The organism is Xylanibacter rarus, from assembly GCF_001275135.1.
GTDB classification, from domain to species: domain Bacteria; phylum Bacteroidota; class Bacteroidia; order Bacteroidales; family Bacteroidaceae; genus Prevotella; species Prevotella rara.
Window position 1 is genome coordinate 135,043 of the sequence record NZ_LFQU01000005.1, and the last position, 11,780, is coordinate 146,822.

Consider the following 11,780-nt stretch of genomic DNA (forward strand, 5'->3'; position numbering starts at 1 on the left):
CTTCACAATAAAAATAAGGCCTGCTAGCGGCCGACAGAAAAATACTCTATATACGCCATAAGGATATCCTGAAGGGCGAATATAGAGTATTTTTTTATGCCCTATCGGTCATGCTCCGTCAGACGATTGCCCCGTACACCTTATTATATTATACCCCTTACTTTCAACTCTAACCTGACTGATGCAGCAATTCAATGCTGTTGCGTAATCACTGCACAGGCGGATAAAAGGCTTTTTCGGGCGGCATCTAAAAACAGGCGTAAAAATTATAACCATTTACACCTATTTCTGTTACATTTTAAATATTCAGCGTTATTCTGCAAGAAAATTATTAACCAAACAACAATTGTTATGTTTCGAACTGTTAGTGGCCGGTTTACGTGTCGTAAACGGGCCACTTTTGATGCAAAAGTGACCGCTTTTTTACGCAAAAACCATAGAGTTTTGTCATTCAAAATAAAGAGTTGTCATTATTGCATGCAGGAATAAGCATGAACAAAACGTAAAAACACAACCATGCAGGCATGGACATGAGCCTGACAACGGCAGGCGTAAAAGCATAAGAGGCATGCGGTTTTACTCAAAAAAGGCAATAGAAAAACGTGCGTCCCTAGATATTTCATGTTACAAAGCACAGCATAGACAGAACACACAATAACCGGAAAACGGCAAAAAAACATGGCTGCCGCAAAAAATATTTTAACATATAGAAACAATCAGCATGCGTAAACAACGGTCAAAATCATATAACTATAAAATATGACCAGCCTACATGAAAAATAGATAAAAAATCATATTATTAACAAGAAAACACAAAAAAGAGAGTAAAAAGCCGCTAAAACGATACAAATCAGCACGTCTGCAACATTAAGAAACGTTGCTGAAACATTAATTAATACACTTTTAAACATAAATTCATACTTTTGTGGCGTTGAAAACTTTACCAAATTCAAACAATTTTAAACAATTAATCATGAAACGCGCAAAAGAAGCATGTAAGACTCTGGGCTTACTGATTCTGATGAGCATTTTCCCTATTTGGGCATTTGCACAGAACACAGTAACCATCACGGGTCTTGTTACCGATGACGACGGCCCTATCATCGGAGCAACAGTAAAGGTTAAGGGGTCGACCACAGGTGCAATAACTGACCTTGACGGAAAATACACATTAAAGGTAAGTCCCGGATCAGTCGTAACGTTCACCTACCTCGGATATGCCGACAAGGAGGTAAAGGTTACAAATCAGAAAGAAGTAAACGTAAAGCTCGAACCAGACTCAAAGATGCTTGACGAGGTTGTGGCCATCGGTTACGGAACGATGAAGAGATCAGACGTAACAGGTTCAATGGTGTCAATCAACGACAAGGCCATAGAGCAGACCGTGTCTACAAGTATCGACCAGGTGCTGCAGGGACGTGCTGCAGGTGTGCAGATTCAGGCAAACTCAGGTACTCCTGGTGCCAATACAAGTATCCGCATACGTGGTGTCAACTCTCTTAATGCGACCAACCAGCCTATATTCGTCATCGACGGTGTTGTGGTTGACGCACAGGGAGCAGACAGCAACGACCCCTTGTCAAGTAACAACCCGCTTGCCAGCATCAACCCGAGCGACATCGTGTCAATGGATGTGCTCAAGGATGCCTCTGCAACAGCCATCTATGGTGCAAGAGCGTCTAACGGTGTCATCATGATTACCACAAAGAGAGGTAAGTCTGGCGAAGCCACTATAACCTACGACGGATACATCGGCTGGCAGGAAATGGCAAAGAAGCTCGACATGATGAACCTGCGTGAGTATGCCATACATCACAACGCACGCGCCGAAGAGGGCATCGTTGAATATAACGACGCATTCGTAAATCCCGACGCTCTTGGCGAAGGAACCGACTGGCAGGACGCCCTGTTCCGCAACGCTCTGATGACAAGCCACAACATATCTGTTACTGGCGGAACACAGAACGCAACATACGCAATAAGCGGAGGATATATGAACCAGGACGGTATAGCCATAGGTTCAGGCTTCAAGCGTCTTACTCTGCGCGGCAACACTGACGCACAGGTGAAGAAATGGCTCAAGGCCAGCCTGAGCTTCTCACTGACTGACTCAAAGCAGGAAGTAGGTGCCGACAACAACGTCATCATGAATGCCCTGCTCCAGCAGCCTTCAGTAGCTGTTACCAGCCCTGACGGAAGCTTCGACGGTCCGGACGACGTTTACATGCCTGTAAATGCCGTGGCCATAGCATCTATCAGAGAGAACTACAACAAGAAGATGAATTTCCGTATAAACGGAAGCCTCGAGGCAACCCTGATGAAGGGCCTCACCTTCAAGACAGAGCTTTCAACAGACTATAATCTCAACAAGTTCTATTATTATGAGCCCGACTATGAGTTCGGTGCCCTGACAAACTCTACACGTACCGGTAAATGGACAAAGACAGACACCAAATACTGGTCATGGAGAAACATCCTTACTTATCAGAACACCTTCAACAAGGTTCACAGCATCAACGTTATGCTCGGTCAGGAAATGAGCAACTCTCACTGGGAGACACAGGTGAGCACGGCTACAGGCTTCCTGACAAACAGCGCCCACGACCCGTCGGCAGGTGACATAACAGCCTCAACAGGTACAGGTACACAGAACGACAACTCTCTGTTCTCTTACTTCGGACGTGCATTCTATTCATACGACGACCGCTACCTCATCACAGCGACACTGCGTCGCGACGGTAGTTCTCACTTCGCAAAGAACAACCGCTGGGGATGGTTCCCGTCAGCAGCACTTGCATGGCGAGTTTCTAACGAGAAGTTCATGGCCGGCACAAGCGACGTTATCAACAACCTCAAACTCCGCCTCGGCTGGGGTTCTACAGGTAACCAGAACGTATCAGACTGGGCTTACATGGCTCTGCTGTCTTCAAAGACCACGCCATGGGGAACTGGTGTGCTTACAGCCAACACAGCTAACCCAGACCTGAAATGGGAGACTACAACATCATATAACGTAGGACTCGACCTCAACCTCTTTGACAACCGCATCGAGTTTATCTTCGACTGGTACTACAAGAAGACCAAGGACCTGCTGCTGCAGATTCCTCTGCCTGAGTACCTCGGATCATACGGACAGGGCGCAGCTTCTAACCCATGGAAGAACGTAGGTTCTCTGCGCAACACCGGTATCGAAATGACATTGAACACTGTAAACATTGACAAAGGCGGATTCCAGTGGCGCAGCAACTTCGTGTTCTCACTCAACCGCAACAAGGTGCTCAAGCTCGACACAGAAAGTGCAACCATCGACAAGACATTCATGACAGGAAGCGAGAACAACACTGTTACAAGAACTGTTGAAGGTAAGCCTGTAGGACAGTTCTGGGGCTACAAGGTTATCGGACGCTTCGAGAAGGCAGAAGACTTCTACTATAAAGACAAGGACGGCAACGTCAAGCCGGTGGCACTGCCAGAAGGAAGCTCTATCGGAGAAGACAAGACATGGATTGGCGACTATATATTTGAAGACATCAACGGCGACGGCGTGATAAACAACAGCGACTGTACGTTCATCGGCGACCCGCAGCCTGACTTCACTTACGGTATCGGCAACACATTCTCTTACAAAGGCTTCGACCTCACCATATTCTTCAGCGGCAGCTACGGCAACGACATTCTGAACTATACACGCCGCGACATCGAGGACGTAAGAGTAAACAGCAACCTGCTGAAGAGCGCAGCCGACTACGCACAGATTGGCGTCATCGACCCCAACCTGCCCGACGACGACTTCCGCAACCTCTACGTCACCAACCCGAGCTCACGCCTGCCGCGTCTGAGCGCATCTACAACAAATGCCAACAACCGTGTAAGCGACCTCTATGTTGAGGACGGCTCTTACATTCGTCTGCAGAACATTTCGCTGGGCTACACGCTTCCGAAGTCATTCGTAAGAAAGCTCAAGCTCGAAAATGTCAAGGTATACATGAACCTGCAGAATGTTTACACATGGACCAACTACAGCGGCTACGACCCTGAAGTAGGATCAATGTACGGCGATGCACTTCTGACCGGCCTCGACTACGGCCGCTATCCTTCACCGCGCATCTACACCTTCGGTCTGAACATCTCATTCTGATAATCACAAATGTATTTGCGAAAGAAAGTAACAATTTTAACAAGAAAGAAAATGAAAACAAAAATATTCTTAGTAGGCTCGCTCCTGACAGCCGGAATAGCACTGACATCATGCAGCGACGACTTCCTTGACCAGAAAAATACGACGAGCCCTAACCAGGAAACATTCTTCGACAGCGACGAAGCTATCGACAAGGCCATGTATCCGCTTTACAACTATGTATGGCAGAGCTTCAACGACAAGGCCTACTACGGCATGGGCGACGGACGTGCCAACAACCTTACGGCTCAGTATTCAGACTATATCTACCCGTACACCAACTTCAACGAGACATCGTTAAGCCCGGGATTGTCTGACGCATGGGGCTCTCTTTACTCTGTAGTTGCACAGTCAAACAACACAATAAACAACATCCTCACCTACTCTACCTCTGCTGTAAGCGAGGAAGCCAAGACAAGAGGCGTGGCTGAGGCAAGATTCATGAGAGGCGTGGCCTACTGGTATATCGCATCTCTTTGGGGAAATGCCATAATATACACCAGGACAAGCGACCTCGTAAACAACTATGTTGTACCGGCAAACCCGAGAGCTGACGTTATGGAGTTTGCAATACGCGACCTCGAATATGCAGCTGCCTACCTGCCCGCAACATCTCCTGAGAGCGGACGTATCAACAAATACAGCGCATACGGCATGCTGTCAAGAGTATATCTGTCAATGGCCGGTCTGACCACAGAAGGACAGTATGACGGCAACAACGTGGCTACCGACTTTAACCGCGGAACACGCAACACCTATTATCTTGAACTTGCGCGCAAGGCCGCAATGAAGGTTATCAACGAGTCTGACTTCAAGCTGATGACAAACTACGGCGACTTGTTCAAGATTGAGAACAACAACTGCCAGGAAGACATGTTCCAGCTGCAGTGGAACCAAGGCTCAACCGACGCTATCGGATGGGGATGCAACCAGACAATCACCGCTTACTTCGGATGGTCAACAATGGTTACAGACGGAACCAACTGGGGAGGTGCCACATACGCTTCTTACGACCTCTTCACCGAATATGAGAACAACGACCTGCGCAAGCATGAGAGCGTTGCATGGTACGGCGAATATTATCCCGACATGTACACAAAGGGCGGCGGCTACACCTACGGAGTAACCGAGAATGCCGGTTCTCAGGGTGCAAACATCAAAAAGTATGTTGTAGGCACACACGACGACAACGGCGTAAGCTACAAGCAGAGCTCAGGCATCAACACCCACATGCTGCGCCTGGCTGAGGTATACCTCAACCTTGCCGAAGCTATTCTGGGCAACAACGCATCTACAACAGACGCAACAGCGCTCTATTACTTCAACGAAGTGCGCAAGCGTGCCGGACTCAACGCCAAGACTTCGCTCACATATGAAGACCTGCGCCACGAGCGCCGCATGGAGCTGGCCTTTGAAGGACAGTACTGGTACGACCTCGTAAGACGTGCATACTACAAGCAGCAGGAGGTTGTAAACTACGTGAACAACCAGAACCGCAACGCATCTTATTACGACAGTTCTACTCATGAATACAAGCTCAGCGAAGACTATGTAGCTCCGGGCAAGGGTGTTGCAACAGCAACAGAGAAGAACCTGCTGCTGCCCTACTCTGACACCGACCAGAACCGCAACCCGTATCTCAAGAGCGACGCCAACGGCAACATACAGACCGTTCCTTATGAGTTCGGAGAGCGTGAGGTTTCAGAAGAAAGCCTGTTCAACTAAAATTATCAGCAAAACAAAATAAAAACGGAATTTCATTATGAAAATGTTTAAAAATATATGGCTTTTATGCCTCGCATTCGTTACAGCCGGACTGGTATCATGCAACGATGACGACGATGCGATAGACAGCGCACCTATAAGCGTGCTGCAAGTATATCTTGAAGATGCCGAAGCCACGGTAAAAGACCGCCCCGTAGAATTTGCCCGCCTTGGCCAGACCATACGCATATCAGGTTCTGGATTCAGAGGCATGCAGAAGGTATACATCAACGGCTTTGACACTTACTTCAACAATGCCTACGTTACAGACAACAACCTGATACTGAGCATCGACACAGACACTCCCGTATCAGACGCTCCAGACAGCGTGCGCAACACGATACGCTTCGTGAAGAGAGGCACTGAATATGTCTACACCTTCACAATACGTGCCGCATCTCCCTCGATAACCAGCATCGACAACACGCTGCCTATGCCGGGCGAGACGGTTACAGTGTACGGAGCCAACCTTCAGGAGACTTCAAAGGTTACACTGCCCGACGGAACAGAGATAACAGGAAACGCAATAACCAATGCTCCTGAAGATGAAGACGGCGAATGGTTCTCATTCGTAATGCCTCACAGCATTCAGGGCTACGGCGCCATAACAATAGAGTGTGCCAACGGAACAGCCAAGTCGGCAGAATACTTCAACAACGACAAGTGTATGGTGCTCAACTTCGACGGCGAAGGCAGCCAGGGCTTCTGGAGCTGGAGCGAGACAGGCAGCATGCTCGGAAGCGAAGACGTGGTTGACGACCCGCTCAACAGCGGCCGCGGCAAGGTGATCGACTTTGTGCCCTCACGTCTGCTGAGCAACGGCATCGCAGCCGGCAAGAGCCGCGCAACAGAATGCTGGACAGCCGGCAACGACGACCCGATGGACGACTGGAGCCGCATGTACTCTGTAATACCCGACACAACACTGCTCACCGACGTAGCCTTCCAGTTTGACATCTACGTTCCTGAAGCATGGGTAGGCACAGGCCACATACAGCTCTGCCTCATGAACAACTTCAACTTCGGCGGTATAGGTTCTGACGATGATGCCGACGGCAAGCAGACAGCTTTCTACTGCCCCTGGATACAGGACGGCAAGGCCATTCCGTTCAAGACAGCCGGATGGCAGACTGTTACAATACCATTCAGCGAGTTCAAGAAATATGCAAGCGAGATTGAAGAAGGCAAGTCGCCCACATTCAGAGAAGTTGTTGAAGACCGCAACGCAGCCACATACCGCAACTTCGGAATGGGCTTTGTCAACACCGACTTCGTGTTCGACGGTCTTAGCGTAACAGCCACAATCTTCAAGCAGCACATCTACATCGACAACTGGCGTGTAGTGCCCTGCAAGAGCGAAGTAATATCAGACTTCCCCGACGAAGAAGAATAAACAATACACCGCCTGCTCCGGTGCGAACAAACACACCGGAGCAGAATAAAAAAACAAAACAACAAAAAAGTAATATCATGAAACTGAATAAAATAATCATACCGGTGCTGGCAGCCCCGTTACTCCTCACAGGATGCTACGACGAGAAGATGGACTGGCACACGCCGGACGGACATTATCCGGTTGTATCAGACGAGATTCCACTCTCACTCCAGGAGAAGATTGCCAACTACGACAACATCAAGGCCTACATGGCACAGTATATGCCTAACGTAAAGCTCGGCCTGGGACTCGGAGCAGACAAATATATCTCTGACGACACAGCCTATGTGAACAGATGTAACGACAACTTCCAGCAGTTTGTTACAGGAAATGCCATGAAGCACGGCTCAGTTGTTCAGAACGACGGTAGCCTTAAATTCACCACGATAGACGCATTCCTGGCAAAGGTGCCTTCAGACATAGACATATACGGCCACAACTTTATATGGCACACTCAGCAGAACCAGACATATCTGAAATCGCTCATCGCACCTACGGTGGAGGTTACTCCGGGAAGCGACATCGCCAACGTCATTCAGAACGGCGACTTCGAGAGCGGCACAAAAGACCACTGGAGCAGCTGGGGCAACAGCTCTACAACAGAGGTGCAGGAAGGTGCAGGATATGACGGAAGCTACGGACTCGTAATGGTTAACCCAAGCGATGCCGACGACTATTCGGCACAGCTGGCTTACGACCTGACCGACCCGCTCGTAGCAGGAAAGAAATACATCATAAGATTTAAGGCTAAGGCCAGCACACCTGCCGGCACACTGCAGTTTGCCACACAGAACAGCAGCGACTACTCTGGCGAGGGATACCACTCATTCAGCGTAGGCACAGAATGGACAACATGTGAGTATGACTATACCTGCACAAAGGACAACCTGAACCGAGTGCTCATCAACTTCGGCAAGGTGGCAGGAACCTACTACATCGACGACGTTGAGTTCGGCGAGGAAATAGGCGGATCTGCATCAGCTAAGCGCGGCCCTGCAAAGGCTTCGTCTGTAACCTACAAGTTCAAGACACCTGAAGAGAAGAAGGCAGCCCTGCTCGGAGCTATGGAGAGCTGGATTAAGGGCATGGCAGAACATCTGGGCAACAGAATAAGCGGATGGGACGTGATAAACGAGCCTATAACCGACGGCACACCTAAATGGCGCGGCATAGATGGCAACTTCAGCGAAGGCGACAGCGAGCCTGTTGAAGATCCTGAAAGCGGCTTCAACCTCAACTGGGAGTCAGGCCACTTCTACTGGGGCTACTACATCGGCAAGGAATATGCTACAAAGGCATTCGAACTTGCACGCAAATACGCTCCAAACGCCAAACTCTATGTAAACGACTACAACCTGGAGACAAGTCCGGCAAAACTGGCAGAGCTCATCAACTTCGTAAAATACATCGACGAGAACGGAAGCGTAAAGGTTGACGGTATCGGCACACAGATGCACGTAGACGGCAAGTCGATAACCAAGGAGCAGATTGACGCAATGTTCCAGACGCTTGCTGCTACAGGCAAACTGATAAGGATAAGCGAGCTCGACGTAAGAATCGGCACGACATCGCCTACAGCCGACGACCTGCAGACACAGTCGGACGTATATCAGATGATCATCGAATCATACAAGGCAAACATACCTGAGGCACAGCAGGGCGGAATAACACTGTGGACTCTCTCTGATGCTGCCGACGAGCACACTTACTGGTATCCTGACGACGCACCAAACATCTTTGACAAGAACTATGCCCGCAAGACAGCCTACAAGGGTGTATGCGACGGTATAGCAGGCAAGGACATAAGCGAGGACTTCACAGGAGACATGTGGATGAACGGAAAATAATAATTCTGATACAGCGATTTATCTTATCAATAAGGTGCATAGGCTATCGGCCGTGCACCTTATTATTTTTATATACGCTGCCGCCAACCGTACAAAGATATACCATTTGAGGCTTTCTGCTAGCCGGAATCATGCCCGTATGACCATTTGCCATAGACAAGAGAAAGGGCTAAATCAGGCTCGCATCAGGCGCACTACGCCCTATCGGCCACCTGTCTTCATTCTGCCGGCCATGTAGCCACATCATGACACGGCACAGTCTTTTTGCCTTGCGCCAGCATCACGCCACCTGGCATTCTTAACAATGCCCGCCCTCCCCCATCCGTTCATCATGATTCACTGGTAAAAAGCCTGCAACAATCAAAGCAACACAAGGCAAAACATGGATAGATCATGACGTCAGGACAAGAATAAAAACAGGCGTTGAAGACGGTAAAAAATCAGGACATTAGATTTTTTCATTACAGAAAGCCAACATATAATATAAGTTAAACAGAAGCAATAGAATCCACCATTCTATTAACTATTATTCACAATATGCACACATAAAACATGCAAAAACAATGGTTTTGCCATGCTAAAAGCACCGGTTTTGAAGCAAAAAAGCATCACTTTTAAGTAAAAAACATGCCACTTTTGACCCGTAAACGGCATAGTAATATTATTTAACACATACACAGCAAAGCCAAAATGGCACTAAAGCACATAATATCAACCACTTACACAAAACGCTAAATTTTGTGCCATCTATGGTCAAAAATCCGGTTTCATGATGAGCACCGCCATTCTGAAAGCGTTAACCGTTCGGATTTTGCGAAAAATTCTTACAGCGTGTCTGTATGTCATCCATTATTTTCAAGAACAAAATATATGCAGCCAGACAATACTGCAAACAGCAAAGCAAGAATAAGCATACACGCCCTTAATAAGCCACAGCAGACAGACATTAAATGTAAAATGCATGACAACGCTCCTATCTGCCGTCAGGATTCATCAAAAGATTGTCTTATACTGAGCTGACTACCATTTGCCTTCTTGTAAAATTAGCTAACTTGTCAAAAAAAGCAGGCAGCAATACAGCAACAGAAAAACAATATGACAGCAGAAAAATTAAGTCTACTTTAAGATTAAAACATACGCAGCAGCATCACCTATTGGTGATAAATACAACATGAAAACATGTACAAGGCAAACCGGCAAAGACTGACCGATATACCGTATGCCCATAACCCAACTGATGTAAATAAAAATCTGTTTTCACTAAAAACATTCCGACAGCAAAAGCATGCCGCAAAAACATGAAAGAAGTATGCCGTTGAGAAAACGGCAATGGCAAAAATCAGAAATATAGCGCTCAAATATTTAAAAAAATATGTTACAATTTCAGAAAAAACATGACAGACTTAGAACAAAATATAAAACTAAGGATAAAAACACATTAAATATTTTTTCACTAAAAACTTAATTCGCACGAAAATCAGGCTGAAACATCAAAACATACACACCGAAAAACCTTGCATGCATCAAAAACCTTTGTACTATGATTTTTGATACAAAAACCATAAAATATAAATATTCAGACCATTTTAACAGAAGAAACGTGCCACAAACCGTGTAAAACGTCTAAATATAGGCTCTTTTTACTTATATGAGACGTAAAAAAACGCGGATGAAACATTAAGAAACGTTGATGAAACATTAAGAAATACATTTATAAATATTAATTTATATTTTTGCGACGTAGAAAACTTTATAAAAAATACTATAAAAAAACTTACATCGCCACGTAACAAAAATACCATAAAAAACAAAGCCGGAATGCTTGAAACAAATATTAATGAGACACAAATGTCATGGCACAAGGCATACAGCCGGCCATAAAAAGAAGGAAAAGAAAACCAATATATAATAATGTAGAAGAAACATAATTCTGAAAACTTAAAAAAATAATACTTTAAATTAATGTTTAACTTTGATAACTCAAAAGACTATGGATTACTTTAAATCTAGACAAAATCTAAGAGGAATCGTGTTGGCACTCGGAATAGCCTGCACAGCTTCCAATGCTTTTGCGGTATCACTTGCAACACCTCCAGAGAATGCCGGGGCTAACACAGCCATGGCCGTACAACAGAAAATTACTGTAACAGGTAACGTAAGCGATGCTACAGGTCCGTTGGTTGGAGCAACCATCAAGATTAAAGGCACGTCAACAGGTGTTGTAGCCGACATTGACGGTAACTTCAAGATTTCTGCCGGTCCAAACGACGTTCTTGAAGTGTCATACATCGGATATATCACACAGGACGTAAAAATCAACAACAAGTCGAAACTGACCATCGTACTCGAAGAAGAGAAACACTCGCTCAACGAGGTTGTGGTTATCGGTTACGGTACACAGAGACGTGAGGCCGTAACAGGTTCTGTTGCCAACGTAAGCGGCGACGAGCTCAACCAGATTGCAGCCACCAACGCCGCACAGGCCCTGCAGGGACGTGTTGCCGGTGTGCTCATGACACAGACATCTTCAAAGCCTGGTGCTGAAATGCAGATCCGT

At 46.7% G+C, this 11,780-nt stretch carries 5 protein-coding genes; all 5 read left to right on the forward strand.

The genetic code is table 11. The features are described from left to right. Positions 1–973: 973 nt before the first annotated feature. Positions 974–4,138 carry a SusC/RagA family TonB-linked outer membrane protein gene (locus tag ACU52_RS04605; protein ID WP_053397926.1) on the forward strand — a complete coding sequence of 1,055 codons (3,165 nt, stop codon included), beginning with the start codon at positions 974–976 and terminating at the stop codon, positions 4,136–4,138. Positions 4,139–4,189: 51 nt separating this feature from the next. After that, complete coding sequence (locus ACU52_RS04610) at positions 4,190–5,902, forward strand: RagB/SusD family nutrient uptake outer membrane protein (RefSeq protein ID WP_053397927.1); 1,713 nt, start codon at positions 4,190–4,192, stop codon at positions 5,900–5,902. A gap of 37 nt (positions 5,903–5,939) precedes the next feature. Then, entirely contained in the window at positions 5,940–7,334 is a 1,395-nt protein-coding gene (locus ACU52_RS04615; RefSeq protein WP_021854991.1) for a glycan-binding surface protein, read from the forward strand. A gap of 77 nt (positions 7,335–7,411) precedes the next feature. Continuing rightward, positions 7,412–9,223, forward strand: coding sequence for an endo-1,4-beta-xylanase (locus tag ACU52_RS04620; RefSeq protein ID WP_021854992.1), 1,812 nt, complete (start codon positions 7,412–7,414; stop codon positions 9,221–9,223). 1,990 nt (positions 9,224–11,213) lie between these two features. Then, positions 11,214–11,780: carboxypeptidase-like regulatory domain-containing protein (locus ACU52_RS04625; RefSeq protein ID WP_147630770.1), on the forward strand; the 567-nt coding region annotated here is incomplete at its 3' end.

What these genes read in the sequence shown, in the direction of transcription:
- ACU52_RS04605 (WP_053397926.1), top strand. Translation starts at nt 974, where the DNA reads ATGAAACGCGCAAAAGAAGCATGTAAGACTCTGGGCTTACTGATTCTG.
- ACU52_RS04610 (WP_053397927.1), top strand. Translation starts at nt 4,190, where the DNA reads ATGAAAACAAAAATATTCTTAGTAGGCTCGCTCCTGACAGCCGGAATA.
- ACU52_RS04615 (WP_021854991.1), top strand. Translation starts at nt 5,940, where the DNA reads ATGAAAATGTTTAAAAATATATGGCTTTTATGCCTCGCATTCGTTACA.
- ACU52_RS04620 (WP_021854992.1), top strand. Translation starts at nt 7,412, where the DNA reads ATGAAACTGAATAAAATAATCATACCGGTGCTGGCAGCCCCGTTACTC.